The sequence below is a fragment of the Streptomyces sp. NPDC005402 genome, assembly GCF_040606575.1.
Lineage (GTDB): Bacteria > Actinomycetota > Actinomycetes > Streptomycetales > Streptomycetaceae > Streptomyces.
In genome coordinates this window covers 17,309-35,576 of record NZ_JBEXFB010000020.1, presented here as the reverse complement: position 1 = coordinate 35,576, position 18,268 = coordinate 17,309, and the positions used below count along the sequence as shown (strand labels likewise).

The following is an 18,268-nucleotide window of genomic DNA, read 5'->3' as shown; positions in this document are numbered from 1 at the left end:
CGGTCACAGGGCACGCTCGTAACTCGCCCAGGCGACATGCGACTCGTGCAGGGTGACGGTCAGGCCCGCGAGACCCTTGGCGCCCTCGCCCATCGCGCCCTTGGCGATGCGCTCGGCGAGCCGGTCCGCGATGACCTTCGCCAGGAACTCCGTGGAGGTGTTGATCCCCGCGAAGTCCGGCTCGTTGTCGAGGTTGCGGTAGTTCAACTCGCTGACCACGGCGCCGAGTTCCTGTGTGGCCAGTCCGATGTCGACGACGATGTTGTCGTCGTCCAGCTGTTCGCGCCGGAACGTGGCGTCCACCAGGAACGTCGCTCCGTGCAGACGCTGCGCGGGCCCGAAAACCTCGCCGCGGAAGCTGTGGGCGATCATGATGTGATCGCGGACGGTGATGCTGAACAACGGACGACCCTCCAGGTGCGGCGCGTCTGGTCCCCGGCTGATCCCTGCCGGGGATGCCGTGTAGTACGGCTCTTCGCTTCCCCGTGTTCAGTCGTATCTCACTCTTTTCTCAGGTCAGGCGCTCTTGCCGTACCTCACGAGGTGACAGAGGGCCGGAATCTCCCCACTGGCCAGCCCGGGCATCACCGCCGGTAGTTCTTCGAACGCGCTTTCCCCCGTGATCAGGGCGTCAAGCGCGGGATCGGCGAGCAGTTTCAGCGCGAGGGCGAGCCGGTCGCCGTAGCTGCGGTTGCCACGGGCCGGGGACACGGTGCCGACCTGGCTGCTGCGGATGACCAGGCGCCGGGAGTGGAAGGCCTCGCCGAGCGGCAGACTCACCTCCCGGTCGCCGTACCAGCTCAGTTCGAGGACGGTGCCCTCGGCGCTGAGCAGTTCCAGCGAGCGGGCGAGGCCCTGTTCGGTGGCGCTGGCGTGGACGACGAGGTCGCAGTCGCCGAGGGCGTCCGCGGGGGACGCGAAGCCGACGCCGAGCGCCTCGGCGGTCTCGGCGCGGGCGGGGTCGGCGTCCACCAACTGGACCCGTGCGCCGGGGAAGCGGGCGAGGAGCGCGGCGACCGAGCTGCCCACCATGCCGCCGCCGACCACCGCGATCCGGTCGCCCACCAGGGGGGCCGCGTCCCAGAGGGCGTTCACGGCGGTCTCGACCGTGCCGGCGAGGACGGCCCGTCGGGCGGGCACGTCGTCCGGTACGACCGTCACGGCGCTCGCGGGAACCACGTACCGCGTCTGGTGCGGGTACAGACAGAAGACGGTCCTGCCCTTGAGTGCGGGCGGGCCCTCCTCCACGACTCCGACGCTGAGGTAGCCGTACTTCACGGGCCCGGGGAAGTCGCCCTCCTGGAACGGTGCCCGCATGGCCGCGTGCTGGCTCTCGGGCACCTGGCCGCGGAACACGAGTGTCTCCGTGCCCCGGCTGACTCCCGAGTACAGCGAGCGGACCAGCACCTCGTCCGCGCCGGGGGCCGCGAGGGGTGCCTCCCGTATCTCGCCCTCGCCCGGAGAGCGGAGCCAGAACGCGCGTGCGGCGGCCTTCATCGAGAACCTCCTGAACGATCGGCAACCCGTGCACGTACCTCGTTCACGTACCGAGATGTGCACAGGCCGCGCACAGTACGCGGCCTTGATCCACTCTGTCATCTGGCCGGAGGAATGTGCGGTGGCCCTGAACAACACTTACGAAGCAAGGCTGGTCCAGCAGGAGACCGCTGTGGGAGCGGGTCTGCAGATCCTGTTGCTGGCCCTGCTCGGCACGGCCATCGGGATGGGGCCGGCGGGCTGGCTGACCGGCCTCGCCTTCGCCGTCGCCACCTGGGCCGTGCTCTCCAGGGCCCTGCACCGCACCCGGCCGCGCTCCTTCGGGCCCGCCAACCGGGTGACCCTCGGCCGCGCGACCCTGGTCGGCGGCGTGACCGCGCTGGTCGCGGACTCCTTCCAGGACTCCCCGCCCGTCACCCTCTTCGTCGGCCTGACGGCGGTGGCCCTGATCCTCGACGGCGTCGACGGCAAGGTGGCCCGCGCCACGGGCACCTCGACGCCGCTGGGCGCGCGGTTCGACATGGAGGTCGACGCTTTCCTGATCCTGGTGCTCAGCGTGTACGTGTCCATGTCGCAGGGCCCGTGGGTGCTGCTGATCGGCGCGATGCGCTACGGCTTCGTCGCCGCGGCCCGCGTCTGGTCGTGGCTGAACGCCCCGCTGCCGCCGAGCATGGCCCGCAAGACGGTGGCCGCGCTCCAGGGGATCCTGCTGCTGGTGGCCGCGTCCGGGTATCTGCCGTACCCGGCGACCTTCGGGGTGGTGGCGCTGGCTCTGGGCACCCTGGTCTGGTCGTTCGGCCGGGACATCCTGTGGCTGTGGCGCACGCACCGGGCGGACCAGGCGGTGGTGGGCGAGCTGCTGGAGCTGGAGTTCGTGGCGGTCGAGCGGGGGCGGGAGCCGGAGGCGGTGGCCTCCTGAAGCCCGGCCGGCTCGAAGGTCAGCCTTTGAGCGGCACCCGGTACACGGTCGACTCCCGCTGCCGGAAACCCTGCCGCTCGTACAGCCGGTTGGCCGCCGCCCGGTCCGGGCGCGAGGTCAGGTCGACGGTACGGGCCCCGGCCTCCCGGGCGAGCCGGATGGCCTCCCTGATCAGCAGTCCCGCGATGCCGTGGCCGCGAGCCGCGTGGTCGACGATCACGTCCTCGATACGGGCCCGCAGTCCCGCGGGCGCGGGGAACATGACGAGGGTGAGGGTGCCGACGACGGACCCGCCCGACGACCTGGCGAGCAGCATCGTGTTGGCGTCACAGGCCAGGATGCGGCCGAGTGCGGCGAGGTCGAGGGCCTCGGCCGTCGAGGACAACTGCGGCAGCATCCGCGCGAAGGCGTCGACGAGCTCCTGGTCCGCCTCCCGGGCGATCTCCACCCGGATGTCCTGAGTCTCCATGGGATGGACCCTATCGCCGCGGACTCGCAGCCCGGCGGTCCCTGGACGCGGCACCTGTGACGACCAGGCACGTCCATGGCCGAGGCGACGGAACCGTCCGGCGGTTCGTGGAGGGAGCGGCTGAGGTCCGCGGGTGGACTCCCGGCCGGGGCGGTCGAACCGTCCGGCGGGTTGCCGGCGGCGGCACGTGCGCCGTCCGGCGAGTCCCTGTGAACCGTGCGGCGGGTTCCTGGCGGCGGTGCACAAGCCCTCCCGCGGGTTCCTGACCGCGACACCGGAACTCCCCGACCAGTCCCTGGACAGGAATCTGAACCGACCGGCGAGTCTCTGCCCCCGACACCTGAGCCCACCCGTCGTGATCCGGCCCGCTGCCGCCTGAACCGCGGAAGAAGCCCCGGCCGGGACACCTACGCCCTCCGACGATTCCCTTCCCCGCGCACACGGCGCCGAGCCCCACGGGACGGGCACCTTCCCACGGTTTTGTCGCCCTCGCCCGTGGCCGCCAGGTCCTCGGTCCCGGTCAGGACCGGCGCCCGCAGGGCTGCGGGAGCGGCCGGAGCCGGACCGACCTCGCCCGCCCCGCAGGTTCTACCGTCGCGGCAACAACCCCACCGCCGCGACCGGCACCGCCGCCAGCACCAGCCACGGCACCGCGGTCGGCAGCCCGCCGTCCAGCAGGGCGCCGGTGACGGAGCTGCCGGCCAGCACGATCAGCCCGGAGACCGAGGAGAGCGCCCCGGTGTAGAGACCGAGTCGGCCCTCCTCCGCGAGGTCGGGAACCCAGGCGCGGGCCACGGGTGCGACGAGCATCTGCCCGAAGGTGAGCAGGATGACGAAACCGGCCGAGGGCAACAGGGCCGCCGTACCGGTCCAGTCGGCGGGCAGCGACACGGCGACGACCGCGAACCCCGCGCCGATCAGCAGCAGTCCGGCCCCCATCGAGCGGCGCATCGACAGCCTGGAGCCGACCCGGCGGGTGACGGAGAGCTGGGCCGTCACCACCAGCAGCGAGGACAGCGCGAACAGCCAGGCCAGCGCCGACTGCGAACCGGTCGCGCGCTCCACCTCGTCGGGGAGGGCGAGATAGAGCTGGTTGTAGGCGAGCAGGTAGGCGCCGTACGCGCAGCACAGCGCGAGAAAGCGGCGGTTGCGGACCAGTGCCCCCCATCCGCCTTTCACGCGCACTTGTTGTCTGCCCGGGATGTGCTGCGGCAGCATCCGCGCGTGCCCGGCGAGGACGATCACGAAGATTCCGGCACCCGCCAGACACACCGTGCGGAAGTCCACCGACAGCAGCAGCGCGCCGAGCAAGGGCCCGACGAAGGCACCGGCCTGCCCGGCGACCGTGAACAGCGCCAGCACGCGGGTGCGTTGCCCGCCCGCTTCCTCATGGATGACGGCCTGCCGGGCGACCTCGGACTCCACCGCCGGCGAGAACAGCGCGGCGGCGAACCCGATGAGCAGGACCGCGCCGATGACCGTCCAGGTCTCCTCGGCGTGTCCGAGCCAGGCGAACCCGGCGATCCGCAGCACGCATCCGGCGAGGACGACCGGCCGGATCCCGTACCGGTCGGCGAGCGCCCCGCCCACCACGAACAGGCCTTGCTGGCTGAAGGTCCTGAGCCCCAGCACGAACCCGACCAGCCAGCCCGCCATCCCGACGGCCTGCCCCAGGTACTCGGACAGGAAGGGCAGCACGGCGAAGAAGGCGATGTTGAAGGCGAGCTGGGTGACGATCAGCAGCCGCAGCAGCGGAGAGAGCCGCCCGGCGGTCCCCGGCGGATCCACTGACGTCGACGTCACCCGACCTCCACCAACTCCCTCGCCGGCAGAAGCGGTTCGGTTCCCTTCACGGTACGAAGCCGCGCGCGCCGGCGCGGCCACCGCACCCCGCCCGCCGCGCTCACCGCCAGCGCGCCCAGCAGGGCCAGTGCGGCGGCGGGGGCGAGGACGGCCCAGGGGGCGCGTTCGGCATAGGGCTGGTTCTCGGCCAGGAGCAGGCCCCACTCCGGGGAGGGCGGCTGGGTGCCGAGGCCGAGGAAGCCCAGGGAGGCGAGGGCCAGCGCGACGCCGGGCAGGCGCAGCAGGGCGTGCCGGTGACGGGCGGCAGGATCGCGGGCAGCAGTTCGTACCGCAGGAGGTACCAGCGGCCCGCGCCCAGCGCTCGGGTGGCCGTCAGATGCAGGGTGGCGTGTTCCTGCCGGAGCAGGGAGGAGGTGTGCGCGGCGAGCGCCGCCCAGGAGACCGTGGCCACGGCGATCGCGGGCGTGGTGGCGCCGCTCCCGGCGACTGCGGTCACGAGCAGCGCGGCGAGTACCGGCGGCACGGCGTTGACGGTGTCGACGAGCGGCCCGGACAGCCGGGGCAGCAGTCCGAGCAGGACGCCGACCACCAGTGCGGTGACGCTGATGGCGACGGCGACCACCAGGGTGTCGAGCGCCCCGTGCCCGACCCGGGCGAGCAGGTCCCGGCCGAGCGCGTCGGTGCCGAACGGGTGGACCCAGGACGGAGGTTGGAGGCGGGCCGCCGTGTCCAGGGTGAGCGGGTCGCGCAGCAGGCCGAGCGCGACGACGGCGGTCAGGAGGCCGCCGTACACGAGAGGCAGGGTGCTGCGGGTGGACCGTCGCGGGCGGTGCAGGGAGTCCAGGGCGCCGTCGCGCAGGGCCGGGCCGGCCAGGTGGCGGACGGTGAGGGCCGCGAGCCAGGTGGCGGTGACGGCGAGGAGCAGCAGGGCGAGGGTGCCCGCCTGGAGAACGGGCAGGTCCTGCGCGAGGGCGGCCTGGAGGGTGGTGCGGCCGAGGCCCGGGATGTCGTAGATCTGCTCCACGGCGACGGACCCGGCGGTGAGGCCCACGACGAACAGGCCCAGGTTGGGCAGCAGCGCGGGCACACAGCGGCGGACCGCCTTGGCGGCGACGCTGCGGCCCGGCAGTCCGCGGGCTTCCGCGGCCAGCGCCCAGGGTTCGGCGAAGGCGCCGGGCAGCAGATCGTCGAGGAGGCGCCCGAGCACGGCGCCGGCGGGCAGGCCGAGGGCAAGGGCGGGCAGCACCGTCCACTGGGGGCCGTACCAGCCGAGCGCGGGCAGCCAGCCGAGCTGTACGCCGACGACGGTGGCGAGCACGGAGGCGGTGAGGAACTCGGGCAGCGCGGCGAGCATCGCCGAGGCGCCGCCCCCGGCCCGTCGCCCGTCGAGGCGTCGGCGGGCGCCGAGCCACAGCGTGGGGGCGCACACCAGGGCGGCGGTGGCGGCGGCGATCACGAGCGCCACCGTCACCAGCAGCAGGGACACCCCGAGTGCCTGGACGACGGTCGGGGTGACCGCCGTGCCGTTCAGCCACGACCGGCCGGCGTCCCCGCGGGGCAGGCCGCCGAGCCATTGGCCGAGCAGGTGCAAGGGGCCCTGGCCCAGGCCGAGTTGGGCCCGTATGTCGGCCAGCACCTGGGGCATCGGGTCGCGTTCCGCCGAGCGGGCCTTGAGTACGGTGAGCGCCGGGTCGGTGCGGGACAGCCACGGCAGCAGACCGATCCCGCACACCAGGGCCGCCGCGAGCAGGACCCGCCACAGCAGGATGGCCAGTCGGTGCCCCATGGATCAGCGTCGCGTTCCGGTGCCGACCAGGGTCCGCTCGTACGGGTCGAGAAGCACGCCCCGGACGTCGGTGGCGACGCCGACGATGATCGCCTGGTGGGCCAGCGGGACCACGGCGTCGGTGCCGAGGATCGCCGCTTCGGCGCGCATGGCGGCGTCCTGCCGCTCTCCGGTGTCGGTCACGGCGTCGGCCTCGGTGACCGCCCGGTCGACCTTCCTGTCGCACAGCTGGGCGAGGTTGTAGCCGCCGTCGCAGGTGTAGTCGCTCGCGAGGACGCCGACGGGGTCGCCGGTGTCGACGAGACTGTTGCGGGCGCCGAGGACAGCGTCGAACTTCCCTGCGAGCGCGTCGCTTTCGAGCCGTGAGTACTCGCGCACCACCAGGGTGACCTTGAACCCGGCTTTCTTCAGCTGCTGTTGGAGGACCTGGGCGGCCTCGGGGAGTTCGGGCCGGTTGTCGTAGGTGGCGAGGGTGACGGAGGTGCCGTTCGGCTTGGCGGCGGTCGCGCGTCCGGTGGGCTGTACGCGCTTGCCCTCGGCCCAGGACACGGCGGGCCCGTAGACGCCGGCGCCGGGATCGGCGTACCCCTCGAAGACGCCCTTGACGACGGCGGAGCCGTCGACTGCCTCGCGGGCGGCGGCCCGCAGCCTCGAGTCCTTGAACGGGCCGGACCGAGTGTTGAGTTGGAGGCTGGTGGTGCGGGTGGTGGCGGTCTCCTTGAGGGTGGCCTTGTCGAGGGTGGCGGCCTGGGCGACGGGGATCGACTCGGCGATGTCGACCTGGCCGGTGCGCACGGCGTTGGCGCGGGCGGTGCCGTCGGCGATGAAGCGGGCGTCGATGCCGGAGGCCTGGGCGCGGCCGCCCCAGTAGTCGTCGAAGCGGTCGAGGGTGGCGGAGGTGGAGCCGGTGACCTTCGTCAGCTCGAAGGGGCCGGAGGCGGTGCCGACCGGGTCCACTTCGCCCGTGGCGTAGGCCTTGGCGGCGAACACGGCGAGGTTGGGGCTGGACAGCCTCAGCGGCAGGACGGGGTCGGAGGTCCTGGTGGTGATGCGTACGGCGTCGCCCGCCGCCTTGGCGGTCAGTGTGACGCCGGACAGGGCGGCCGGGGCGGGCTTGGCCTCGGTGGCGTGGGTGAGGGCGGCGACGACCGCGGCCGGGGTGACCTCGGAACCGTCCTGGAAGGTGGCCTCGCGCAGGGTGAACAGCCAGGTGCGGTCGTTCTCGCGGCGCCAGGACGCGGCGAGCGCGGGGGCGGCGGCGCCGTTGGCGTCGAGGGCGGTCAGGCCCTCGGTGACGCCGAGGCGGCTGAGGAGGGTGGCGTCGGCGCCGTACGGCGAGAGGTTCTCGGCGGGCGGGAAGGCGAGGGCGACGCGGAGTCGGGAGCCGTCGTTCGCGGCGCTTTCGGAGTCGCCGCCGGAGGAGGCAAAACAGGCGGTGAGGAGGGGGGCGAGCAGCAGGGAGCCAAGTAGGTGACGGTGTCGCATGGTTGTCCTATCGCCCCATCGGCATCTCGAAGTGGACGACGCTGCTCGCGCCGCCCGTGGTCTCTCGCTCGTCGTGCACGACCTTGCCGAGCGAGCGCCAGAAGGGTTCGGCACCCGCAACCGCCGGATCGGTGTGCAGGTAGACGGAGCGGTAGCCGCCGTCGGCCGCCGCGAACACGAGCAACTTCTCGACCAGGCGGCGGGCGAGGCCGCGCCTGCGGTGCTCGGGGCGGACGTAGATCCGGCGCAGCTGCGCGGTCTCGCCGGAGGGGTAGCGCTCGGCCAGCTCGCGCGGGTTCGGCGGGTGGGCGGGGCCGCGGGAGTCGAGGGCGCCGGTGGCCACGACGGTGCCGTCCTCCGGGTCGCGGGCGACGAGGAGGGTGTGGCGGGGCGGGACGAGATAGGCGGCGGCCGGGTCGATGATGTCGCCGTGCCAGCGGGGCACGTACCCGGTTCCGAAGTCGCGGTAGACGGTGTCGAGCATCACGGCTCGCGCACCATCGAGGTCGTCCGGGCCCGCCGCCCTGATGCTGTAATCACGCACTTGCACATCATATGCATTAAGCCTTCCAGCTTGATCGCGGGGGCGATTTGACAGTGATCGAACGCGCGCCATAGAACCTACCAACATGACATCCATTTTCAAAAAGGTGGAGCGGTAGTGCGCATCGCGTTCGTCGGCAAGGGCGGCAGCGGCAAGACCACCCTGTCGGCGCTCCTCTCCCGCCATCTGGCCCGTTCCGGCGCACCGGTACTGGCCGTGGACGGCGACATCAACCAGCACCTCGCCGAGGCGCTGGGTCATGACGAGGCCGCTACCTTGGGCGCCCCTCCCCTGGGCGCGCACGTGGCCGAGATCAAGGACTACCTGCGCGGCACCAATCCGCGCATCGCCTCCCGGGAGGCGATGATCAAGACCACGCCGCCGGGGCGGGGTTCACGTCTGCTGCGTCTGCTGGGCGATGACGAAGTGCACGCCAGACACGTCCGGCGGGTCGGCGAGGTCCCGCTGATGGTGACGGGCGAGTTCGACGAGAGCGACCTCGGCGTGGCCTGCTACCACTCCAAGCTGGGCGGGGTGGAGCTGTACCTCAACCACCTGGTCGACGGCCCCGGCGAGTACGTCGTCGTCGACATGACGGCCGGCGCGGACGCGTTCGCCTCGGGCCTGTTCACCCGATTCGACATGACCTTCCTGGTGGCCGAACCCACCCGCAAGGGCGTCTCGGTCTACCGCCAGTACCGGGACCACGCACGGGAGTTCGGGATCCGGATCGCCGTGATCGGCAACAAGGTGACCGGCGAGGACGATCTGCTCTTCCTCAAGGAGCACGTGGGCGACGACCTGTTGACCCATCTGGTCCACTCGTCCTGGGTCCGCGCCGCCGAACAGGGCCGCGACCAGGTTGACTCGGGCGGGCTCGACGGCCTGGAGCCCCACAACCGGCACGCGCTGACGATCCTGCGCGAAGCGGTCGACTCCCGGCCCCGCGACTGGCTCACCCTCCACCGCCACGCGGTCGAGTTCCATCTGCGCAACGCCCGTTCGTGGGCGAACCAGGCGACCGGCCTCGACCTTGCGGCCCAGGTGGACCCGGACTTCGTGCCGGGCCCGCCCTCCCTCGTCTGACCCCCTCCCCTCCTTCTTCACTCAGTGCACGACAACAGGACAGGAACCCCCCTCACATGTCTCTCGACGTCTCCCCGAAGCTCCTCGCCGAAGCCGAGCAGGGCACCGTCCGCGAAGAGGACTTCGTGGACACGGTCCGCACGTCCCTCCCCTACGCCTACGACCTGATCGCCTCCCTCGCCAACGAACTGCGCGACGGCAAGGCCGAGTTCACCGACAACCAGACCCCTCCCCCGTCGGAGAAGGAACGCGGCCAGCTTCTGCGCGCCCTCGCCAGCGACGCCATCCGAGGCAGCCTGGAACGCCACTTCGGCGTGGCCCTGGCCTTCCAGAACTGCCACCGGGTGGCGGCCTTCCGCCCGGAGTCGGTGAACGGCGACACGTACGCCCGCTTCACTTCGGTGCGCTCGCAGGTGCTGAACCAGTCGCCGGAGTTCCGGGACTGCTGAGCGGATCCTCGTGCGCGTGACGAAGGGCCGGGCGGTGCGACCGCCCGGCCCTTCGTTCCCGTATCCGGGACTTCCGTCCCGGCCGTCACCGTGCCGAGGTCACCGCCGGTGCCGGCGCGTACCCCGTCGGCCGGGCCGTGAAGGTTCCGCGGCCCTGCGTCCGGCTGCGCAACCTCGTCGCGTAGCCGAAGAGTTCGGCCAGCGGCACGGTCGCCGTGACGACGGCCGAACCGCCGCGCGTGGCCGAGCCCGAGACCCGGCCGCGGCGGGCGGCGAGGTCGCCGAGCACCGCGCCGACGGTGTCCTCGGGCACGGTGACCGTGACCTCGACGACCGGCTCCAGGAGAACCATCGCGCAGGCGCGCAGGGCCTCCCGGAGGCCGAACCGGCCCGCCGTACGGAAGGCCGTGTCCGAGGAGTCCTTCACATGGGTCGACCCGTCGGTGAGGGTGACGCGCAGCCCGGTCACCGGGTGCCCGCCGAGCGGCCCTTCGGCCAGGGCGTCCCGGCAGCCCGCCTCGACCGCGCGGACGTACTCCTGCGGGACGCGCCCGCCCACGACCGTGGAACGGAACTCGAAGCCCGTCTCACAGGGTTCGACGTCGAGCACGACATGCGCGAACTGCCCCGCCCCGCCGTCCTGTTTGACGTGCCGGTGAACCAGACCCGACACCCCGCGCCCGACCGTCTCGCGGTAACTCACCCTTGGACGACCGACGTTGAGCACCAGCCCCTGCTCCCGGCGCACCTTCTCCACCGCGACCTCCAGATGCAGTTCCCCCATGCCGGACAGCAGCGTCTGACCGGTCTCGGCGTCCGTGCGGACGACCAGCGACGGGTCCTCCTCGGCCAGTCGGGCGAGCGCCGAGGACAGCCGGTCGGTGTCCACGGACCGCCCCGCCTCGACGGCCACGGACACGACCGGCTCGGCCACGCCGGGCGGTTCGAGCACGAGCGGGGCGTCCGGGGCGCACAGGGTCGAGCCGGCGCGGGCCGACTTCAGTCCGACGACGGCGACGATGTCACCGGCGACCGCCCGGTCCAACGGCGCGTGCCGGTCGGCCTGCACGCGCAGGATCCGTCCGACGCGCTCGGTACGGCGTGCGCCCGCGTCCCACACGGTGGCTCCCTTCTCGATCGTTCCCGAGTACACGCGTACGTACGTCAGCCGTCCCGTCGCCGTGGCGTTCACCTTGAACGCCAGCGCCGCGAGGGGCGCCGCCGGGTCGCTGGGCCTCTCCTCGCCGTTCTCACCGCGTACGGCGGGCACGTCGAGCGGCGACGGCAGATACGCCACGACCGCGTCGAGCAACGGCTCGATGCCGCGGTTGCGGTAGGCCGAGCCGCACAGGACGACCACGCCGTCGCCGCTGTGGGTGAGGTCCCGCAGGGCGGCGGTGAGGGTGCCGGCGGAGAGGGTCTCCCGGTCGCAGAACTCCTCCAGGGCGGCGGGGTGGCGTTCGGCGACGGCCTCCTCCAGGAGTCGGCGTCGCTTTTGCGCCTCCTCGCGCAGCGCGGCGGGCACCGGTCCGTCCTGCGCCGCTTCACCGGAGCCGGACCAGGTCAGCGCCCGCATCCCGATCAGATCGACGACGCCGGTGAAGGCGTCCTCGCTGCCGATGGGCAACTGCACGACCAGCGGCGCCGGGTGCAGCCGCCGCCGGATCGACTCGACGGCCGCGTCCAGGTCGGCGCCCGCGCGGTCCAGCTTGTTGACGAAGGCGATCCGCGGCACACCGTGCCGGTCCGCCTGGCGCCACACCGACTCGCTCTGCGGCTCCACGCCCGCGACCGCGTCGAACACCGCGACCGCCCCGTCGAGCACCCGCAGCGCACGCTCCACCTCGTCGGCGAAGTCGACGTGCCCCGGGGTGTCGATCAGGTTGAGGCGGTGCCCGTCCCAGGCGCAGCTCACGGCCGCCGCGAAGATGGTGATGCCGCGGTCCCGCTCCTGCGGGTCGAAGTCGGTGACGGTCGTGCCGTCATGGACCTCGCCGCGCTTGTGCGTGGTTCCGGTGGCGAACAGGATCCGCTCGGTGACGGTGGTCTTGCCGGCGTCGACGTGGGCGAGGATGCCGAGGTTGCGGACGACGGCGAGCGGGTCGGATGTGTGGGTGCGCACGGCCCATGGCCTTTCGGTGCTGTGCTGACAGGGCTGCGCGATGGGCCCGTACGACGACATGACGGCACGTCATATACGCGTGCCGCAGAGGTGCTTGACTGTTCAGACAGCCGTCGCGGGCGTCCGGTGCCGGCCGCGCAGCGGGCACCGGAGGGGCGAGGACACGAGGATCACGTCGTACGACGTGCGGGGAACGGCGACAGCTGTGCGCACGCACATGGCCGTACTCCCCTCACTCGTCGTCCTGGTCATGGCGAGTATAGGGAGCCGGCCGGGGTCGGCGCACAGGGTTTTCCGCGGTCAGCGCAGGCCCTGGAGGCCGTCGTAGGCGGACATGACGAGGTCCATGCCACGGGTGTCCTCGGCGGGTTCACGCATCTGGTGGGTGGCGTACGCGACGACCATGCGGGCCTCGGGATCGATCACGACCAGGGAGCCGCCCCAGCCGCCCCAGCCGAAGGAGGTCCCGAAGAGGCCGAATCCGAGACCGTACCGCTGAGTCATGCCGATCACGCGGTCCTCGCCGCTGAACTGCTCCTCGCGGGCGCGCTCGGCTCCCGCCGCCGACAGCAGCCGGACACCCCCGACGGTTCCTCCGCAGGCGAGCGCGGACTGGACGAGCGCGACCGAGCGGGCGTTGCCGAACCCACTCGCGGCGGGGATCTGGGCGCGCCGCCACGCGACGCCGTTGGCGTCCCTGACGCGCATCGCGGTCCCCGAGGCGGGTGTCGCGTCGGGCCCGGGGGCGCCCGCGGTGTAGTCGTCGTCCCGGCCGGGCGGCGGGAGGGTCCGGGCGACCCGGTGGTCGTGTTCGGCGGGGAGTCCGATGTGGAAGTCGGCGCCGAGGGGGCCGGTGACTTCCCGGGCGAGGAACGCGCCGATCGTGCGGCCGGTGATCCTGCGCAGAACCTCGCCGACCAGGAAGCCCTGGGTGAGCGAGTGGTAGCCGGCCGCGGTGCCGGGCTCCCAGAGAAGCGGCTGGGCGGCGAGGCGGGCGGTGGCGGCCGGCCAGTCGTAGAGCTCCTCGACCGGGCCCTCCCAGTGCGGCAGACCGGCGGTGTGCGAGAGCAGGTGCCGTACCAGCACCTTGTCCTTGCCGGCGGTGGCGAACTCCGGCCAGTACCGGGCGACCGGCGCGTCCAGGTCGAGTTCGCCGCGATCGGCCAGGATCAGCGCGCACAGCGCCGTCATCGTCTTGGTCGTGGAGAAGACGTTGGTGATCGTGTCCCGCTCCCACGGAGCCGTCCGGTCGGCGTCGGCGAAACCGCCCCAGACGTCCACCACCGGTTCACCGTCCACGAAGACGGCCACCGAGCCCCCCACATCCCCTTCGTCCAGCAGCGCCGCCAGCCCGTTGGGTACCGCGGAGAACAGATCGTCGTATGTGCCCTGGATGTCGGCCATGGAGGGTATTGAGCCCGTCGTCCGTCGCGCCGGTCAACCGATATACGGGGGAAGCGCTCCGCCGTACCCACATGAGCGCCGGAGCCGACGCCGCCAGGGTGATCAGGCCACCGGCCAGAAGTCCTGAGCTGGCGCCCTCCGCTTCGACGAGCCGGCCCAGCGGAAGGGCTCCCAGCGGCGTCGATCCCTGGAAGATCACGACGCAGGGTCAGGGCGAACGTCGGCGCCAGGCCCGAGGCGATCTCGCACAGGCCGAACAGCACGCTCGCACCGATCACCACGCCGGCCGTCGGTCTGCGCACACGAGCGGTCGTGACGAGCGCGGCGCCGAGCGAGCCGGCCGCGAGCGCGGAGGTCAGCAGTCCGAACGAGGCCGGGCTCGTCCCGGACTCCGCCTTCGCGAGCACGGGCAGGGAGAGCTGGAAGGCGAAACCGAAGGTTCCCACCGTCACCGGCAGTGCCGGCGGCAGGAGCAGGTCGGAGCGCGCTTGCGGGCGAGTTCGGGGTCCTGCGCGGCGGCGATCTCAGGCGTCGCCGGTCCGCAGCAGCACCGGGCCCGGTCCCGGGGACGCTCGGCCCTCCGGAGAGCGAGGAGCACGGGCGGCCGAAAACACGAAATGTGCCGACCGAAGTACGGCCGACACATGAGTGTGCGATGTGAATCTGAGTTGTGAGTGTCCGAGGGGGGACTTGAACCCCCACGCCCGATAAAGGGCACTAGCACCTCAAGCTAGCGCGTCTGCCATTCCGCCACCCGGACCAGGTGTCTGCCGCCTTGACGGGGGTGTTCCCCGGGGCGACACGCACAACAATACCAAGCTTTCGGAGGTGCTTTCACCTGCATATCCGTCCCCCTTGCGGGGGTCCGGGGAAGCTCCGGGGGCTCCCGGCCCGGAGTAGGTGACAACAGTATTCTGTATACTGTTGTCACCTAAACGGCCCCGGCTCGGAGGCGACATGGCAGATCTGGATTCCGCGGTGGTTCTGGGCATGGCAGACCAGGCACCCGACGGCATAGTGATCACCGACAGGGAAGGGCTGATCCGTTACTGGAACCGGGGTGCGGAGCGCATCTTCGGGTTCGCGGCGGCCGACGTGACGGGTCGAAGCCTGGACGTGATCATTCCCGAGCGGCACCGCAAGCGGCACCAGGAGGGCTTCGACGCGGCCATGGAGCGGGGGTCCAGCAAGTACGGGGACGCGGATCTGCTGAACGTGCCCGCACTGGCGGCGGACGGCCGCAAGCTGTCCATCGAGTTCAGCGTGGTGCTGCTGTCGGGCCCCGACGGCAGCCCCTACTGCGGCGCGGTCGTCCGGGACGTCACCGCGCGGCGCGAGCGGGAGCGGGAGCTGATGCGGCGCCGGGACGAGGCGACGACCGCCTGAGCCCCTCCGGACGGTGCGGAAGCGGCCGTGACCTCCGGGTCACGGCCGCTTCGCGTCGGCTGCGCGTCAGACGATGACTCCGCTCTCCTTCAGCCGGCCGATGGTCTCCTCGTCGTAACCCAGCTCCACCAGGACCTCGGAGCTGTGCTCGCCCAGCAGCGGGGCGCCGACGACCTCCGGCTTGAAGGAGGAGAACTTCACCGGACTGCCGACCGTCAGGTAGGTGCCGCGGCCCTTCTGCTCGACCTCGACGACGGTGCCGCTCTTGCGCAGGTCCTCGTCGTAGGCGATCTCCTTCATGCTCATCACCGGGGCGCAGGGCACCTCCCACTCCCGCAGGATGTTCACCGCCTCGTACTTCGTCTTGTCCGCGAGCCACTTCTCGATCTCCTCGAAGATCTCGAAGATGTGCGACTGGCGGGCGAGCGCGGTGGCGTACTCCGGGTCCTCGGCCCACTCGGGGCGGCCGATCACCTCGGCGGTGCGCTTCCAGTTCTGCTCCTGGACGGTGAAGTAGATGTACGCGTTGGGGTCGTCCTCCCAGCCCTTGCACTTGAGCACCCAGCCGGGCTGGCCGCCGCCGCCCGCGTTGCCGCCGCGCGGCACCACGTCGGTGAACTCTCCGTTCGGGTACTGCGGGTACTCCTCCAGGTGGCCGACCCGCTCCAGGCGCTGCTGGTCGCGCAGCTTGACGCGGCACAGGTTGAGCACGGCGTCCTGCATGGAGACGGAGACCTTCTGGCCCCGGCCGGTCCTGCCGCGGTCGATGATCGCGGTGAGGATGCCGATCGCCAGGTGCATCCCGGTGTTGGTGTCGCCGATGGCGGCGCCGGAGATGGTGGGCGGACCGTCCCAGAAGCCGGTGGTGGAGGCGGCGCCGCCCGCGCACTGGGCGACGTTCTCGTAGACCTTGAGGTCGTTCCAGGACGACTGGTCGTTGAAGCCCTTCACCGAGCCGAAGATCAGGCGCGGGTTGAGCTCCTGGATGCGCTCCCAGGTGAAGCCCATGCGGTCCAGGGCGCCGGGAGCGAAGTTCTCCACCAGGACGTCGGCGTCCTTGATGAGCTTCTCCAGGACCTCCTTGCCCTCGGCGGTCTTGGTGTTGATGGCGAGGGAGCGCTTGTTGCTGTTGAGCATCGTGAAGTAGAGCGCGTCCAGGTCCTCGATGTCCCTGAGCTGACGGCGCGTCACATCGCCGCCGTTGGGGCGCTCCACCTTCAGCACGTCGGCGCCGAACCAGGCGAGCATCTGCGTGCAGGCGGGACCGGCCTGGACCCCGGTGAAGTCGATCACCTTGATTCCGGCGAGCGGCTTTTCACTCATGTGTGCTTCCTTTTCGTGAAGTGATGTGGTCTGGACGGTCACTTCTTCGCCGGCGTGATGTTGCCGACGGTGATGCCCTTGGGGTTCAGGTGCGAGATGTGGCCGCTCTCGGTGCCGGCCGAGGGGTCGATCACGCAGTCGATGAGCGCCGGGCCGCCGGAGGCGAGGGCCTCGGTGAGCGCGGCGGTCACTTCTGCGGGTGTGGTGGCCCGGTAGCCCTTGCCGCCGAACGCCTCGATCAGCAGGTCGTGGCGGGCCGCCGACATGAGGGTCGTGGGCGAGGGGGCGTCGTCGTACGGGTTGGTGTCATCGCCGCGGTAGACCCCGCCGTTGTTCATGATCACGGTGACGACGGGCAGCTTGTAGCGGCAGATCGTCTCGATCTCGATGCCGCTGAACCCGAAGGCGCTGTCGCCCTCGACGGCCACGACCGGGGCGCCGCTCTCGACGGCGGCGGCGATGGCGTAGCCCATACCGATGCCCATGACGCCCCAGGTACCGCTGTCGAGGCGGTGGCGCGGCACGTGCATGTCGATGACGTTGCGCGCGATGTCCAGGGCGTTGGCGCCCTCGTTGACGATGTACGTCTCCGGGTGCGCGTGCACGACGTCGCGTACGGCCTTCAGAGCGCCCATGAACTGCATGGGGTGCGGGTCGGCCTCCAGCCGCTTGGCCATCTTGGCGACGTTCTGCGCCGAGCGCGCGCCGAGTTCCTCGCGCCAGGCCGAAGGGGCCGTGATCTGGCCGGGCTTGGTGCGTTCGGCGAGTGCGTCGAGCACCGACTCGATGTCACCGACGAGGGGTGCGGAGATCGGCTGGTTGCTGTCCATCTCCTTGGGGTCGATGTCGATCTGGACGAACTTGGCGTCGGGGTTCCACCCCGTCTGACCGTGGCCGAGGAGCCAGTTGAGGCGCGCGCCGATCAGCATCACCACGTCGGCCTTCTTCAGCGCCAGGGAACGGGCGGTGGCGGCGGACTGCGGGTGGTCGTCGGGCAGCAGGCCCTTCGCCATCGACATCGGTACGTAGGGGATGCCGGTCGACTCGATGAACTGCCGTACCTTCGCGTCCGCCTGGGCGTACGCGGCCCCCTTGCCCAGCACCACCAGCGGGCGCTCGGCGGAGGCGAGGAGCTCGATCGCCCGGTCCACGGCCTCCGGTGCCGGGAACTGGCGGGGGGCGGGGTCGACCAGGCGGCTCAGTGTCCGGTCGCCCTCCGCCTTGGGCAGGATGGCGCCGAGCACCGCGGCGGGGATGTCGAGATAGACACCGCCGGGACGCCCGGAGATCGCGGTGCGCAGGGCGCGGGCGATACCGCGGCCGATGTCCTCCACCCTGCTGACCCGGTACGCGGCCTTCACGAACGGCTGCGCGGCGGCAAGCTGGTCCATCTCCTCGTAGTCGCCCTGCTTGAGGTCGACGAGGTGACGCTCGCTGGAGCCGGAGATCTGGACCATGGGGAAGCAGTTGGTGGTCGCGTTCGCCAGCGCGACCAGGCCGTTGAGGAAGCCCGGGGCCGAGACCGTGAGGGCCACGCCGGGCTTCTTGTTGAGGTAGCCGGCGATGGCGGCCGCGTGTCCGGCGTTGCTCTCGTGGCGGAAGCCGATGTAGCGGATGCCCTGCGCCTGGGCGAGACGCGCCAGGTCGGTGATCGGGATGCCGACCACCCCGTAGATGGTGTCGACGTCGTTCATCCTCAGTGCGTCGACGACCAGGTGGTACCCGTCGGTGAGCTCGGTCGGAACGTCGGCTGCTGCCGCGGTCTCCAGTGTCGAGGGGGCGGTCATGGTCCGAGGTCCTCCTTGGGCAGGTCCTGCCGGAGCGGCTACTGCTCTCACCATCCGCAGCACGCTCGTCCGCGTCCAAGACCCATCGGCGACCAGCCGATAAACGGTGTCTATCGAGGGCTGGTCAGAGGCCTGGCAACTCCCTTGATAGACAGCTGCTATCGGCCGTTCGCCAGCGGGTATTGGACGTCCACCGGGTGCCACCGCA

At 71.6% G+C, this 18,268-nt stretch carries 14 protein-coding genes, 1 tRNA gene and 1 pseudogene; 4 read left to right on the top strand and 12 right to left on the bottom strand.

Translation table 11 applies throughout. The features are described 5' to 3' along the window. Positions 1–3: 3 nt before the first annotated feature. Both ABZT02_RS32345 and ABZT02_RS32340 read right to left on the bottom strand, forming a co-directional pair. The gene (locus ABZT02_RS32345; protein ID WP_356023806.1) at positions 4–402 is read right to left on the bottom strand and encodes a 6-carboxytetrahydropterin synthase; all 399 of its coding nucleotides are present in this window, start codon (positions 400–402) and stop codon (positions 4–6) included. 114 nt (positions 403–516) lie between these two features. Next, positions 517–1,497: a zinc-binding alcohol dehydrogenase gene (locus ABZT02_RS32340; RefSeq protein ID WP_356023804.1), complete on the bottom strand. Its 981-nt coding sequence runs from the start codon at positions 1,495–1,497 to the stop codon at positions 517–519. 121 nt (positions 1,498–1,618) lie between these two features. Between ABZT02_RS32340 and ABZT02_RS32335 the strand changes: the two genes are divergently transcribed. Then, positions 1,619–2,416: a CDP-alcohol phosphatidyltransferase family protein gene (locus tag ABZT02_RS32335; RefSeq protein WP_356023802.1), complete on the top strand. Its 798-nt coding sequence runs from the start codon at positions 1,619–1,621 to the stop codon at positions 2,414–2,416. A 19-nt stretch (positions 2,417–2,435) separates the two neighbouring features. Here ABZT02_RS32335 and ABZT02_RS32330 read toward each other — a convergent pair whose 3' ends face one another. From ABZT02_RS32330 to ABZT02_RS32310, 5 genes and pseudogenes are all read right to left on the bottom strand, one after another. Then, positions 2,436–2,885, bottom strand: coding sequence for a GNAT family N-acetyltransferase (locus tag ABZT02_RS32330; protein WP_356023800.1), 450 nt, complete (start codon positions 2,883–2,885; stop codon positions 2,436–2,438). Between the two features lie 588 nt (positions 2,886–3,473). Further along, positions 3,474–4,688, bottom strand: coding sequence for an MFS transporter (locus ABZT02_RS32325; protein ID WP_356023798.1), 1,215 nt, complete (start codon positions 4,686–4,688; stop codon positions 3,474–3,476). After that, positions 4,685–6,474: pseudogene (locus ABZT02_RS32320) on the bottom strand (ABC transporter permease subunit). Before ABZT02_RS32320 ends, ABZT02_RS32325 begins: the two are co-directional and overlap by 4 nt. Before the next feature lie 3 nt (positions 6,475–6,477). Further along, on the bottom strand, positions 6,478–7,959 hold the full coding sequence (locus ABZT02_RS32315; RefSeq protein ID WP_356023796.1) for an ABC transporter substrate-binding protein: 1,482 nt from the start codon (positions 7,957–7,959) through the stop codon (positions 6,478–6,480). Positions 7,960–7,966: 7 nt separating this feature from the next. Beyond that, positions 7,967–8,503: a GNAT family N-acetyltransferase gene (locus tag ABZT02_RS32310; protein WP_356023794.1), complete on the bottom strand. Its 537-nt coding sequence runs from the start codon at positions 8,501–8,503 to the stop codon at positions 7,967–7,969. A 117-nt stretch (positions 8,504–8,620) separates the two neighbouring features. Here ABZT02_RS32310 and ABZT02_RS32305 point away from each other — a divergent pair, with 117 nt between their 5' ends. Together ABZT02_RS32305 and ABZT02_RS32300 are read left to right on the top strand one after the other, a co-directional pair. Continuing rightward, positions 8,621–9,589 carry an AAA family ATPase gene (locus tag ABZT02_RS32305; RefSeq protein ID WP_356023792.1) on the top strand — a complete coding sequence of 323 codons (969 nt, stop codon included), beginning with the start codon at positions 8,621–8,623 and terminating at the stop codon, positions 9,587–9,589. A gap of 56 nt (positions 9,590–9,645) precedes the next feature. Further along, complete coding sequence (locus ABZT02_RS32300) at positions 9,646–10,038, top strand: SCO5389 family protein (protein WP_356023790.1); 393 nt, start codon at positions 9,646–9,648, stop codon at positions 10,036–10,038. An 85-nt stretch (positions 10,039–10,123) separates the two neighbouring features. Here ABZT02_RS32300 and fusA read toward each other — a convergent pair whose 3' ends face one another. The 3 genes from fusA to ABZT02_RS32285 form a co-directional block, all read right to left on the bottom strand. Further along, positions 10,124–12,160 (bottom strand): elongation factor G, encoded by a 2,037-nt coding sequence (gene fusA / locus ABZT02_RS32295; protein ID WP_356023788.1) that lies wholly within the window; start codon positions 12,158–12,160, stop codon positions 10,124–10,126. A gap of 300 nt (positions 12,161–12,460) precedes the next feature. Next, positions 12,461–13,564, bottom strand: coding sequence for a serine hydrolase domain-containing protein (locus tag ABZT02_RS32290; protein WP_356023786.1), 1,104 nt, complete (start codon positions 13,562–13,564; stop codon positions 12,461–12,463). Positions 13,565–14,239: 675 nt separating this feature from the next. Beyond that, positions 14,240–14,324: transfer RNA gene (locus ABZT02_RS32285), tRNA-Leu, on the bottom strand. A gap of 197 nt (positions 14,325–14,521) precedes the next feature. On the opposite strand from ABZT02_RS32285, the gene ABZT02_RS32280 reads away from it, so the two are divergent. Further along, positions 14,522–14,950 carry a PAS domain S-box protein gene (locus ABZT02_RS32280; protein ID WP_356023784.1) on the top strand — a complete coding sequence of 143 codons (429 nt, stop codon included), beginning with the start codon at positions 14,522–14,524 and terminating at the stop codon, positions 14,948–14,950. Between the two features lie 66 nt (positions 14,951–15,016). On the opposite strand, the gene frc is transcribed toward ABZT02_RS32280, so the two are convergent. Then, positions 15,017–16,273 (bottom strand): formyl-CoA transferase, encoded by a 1,257-nt coding sequence (gene frc / locus ABZT02_RS32275; protein ID WP_356023782.1) that lies wholly within the window; start codon positions 16,271–16,273, stop codon positions 15,017–15,019. A gap of 38 nt (positions 16,274–16,311) precedes the next feature. Then, positions 16,312–18,060: an oxalyl-CoA decarboxylase gene (oxc, locus tag ABZT02_RS32270; RefSeq protein ID WP_356023780.1), complete on the bottom strand. Its 1,749-nt coding sequence runs from the start codon at positions 18,058–18,060 to the stop codon at positions 16,312–16,314. Positions 18,061–18,268: the final 208 nt, after the last annotated feature.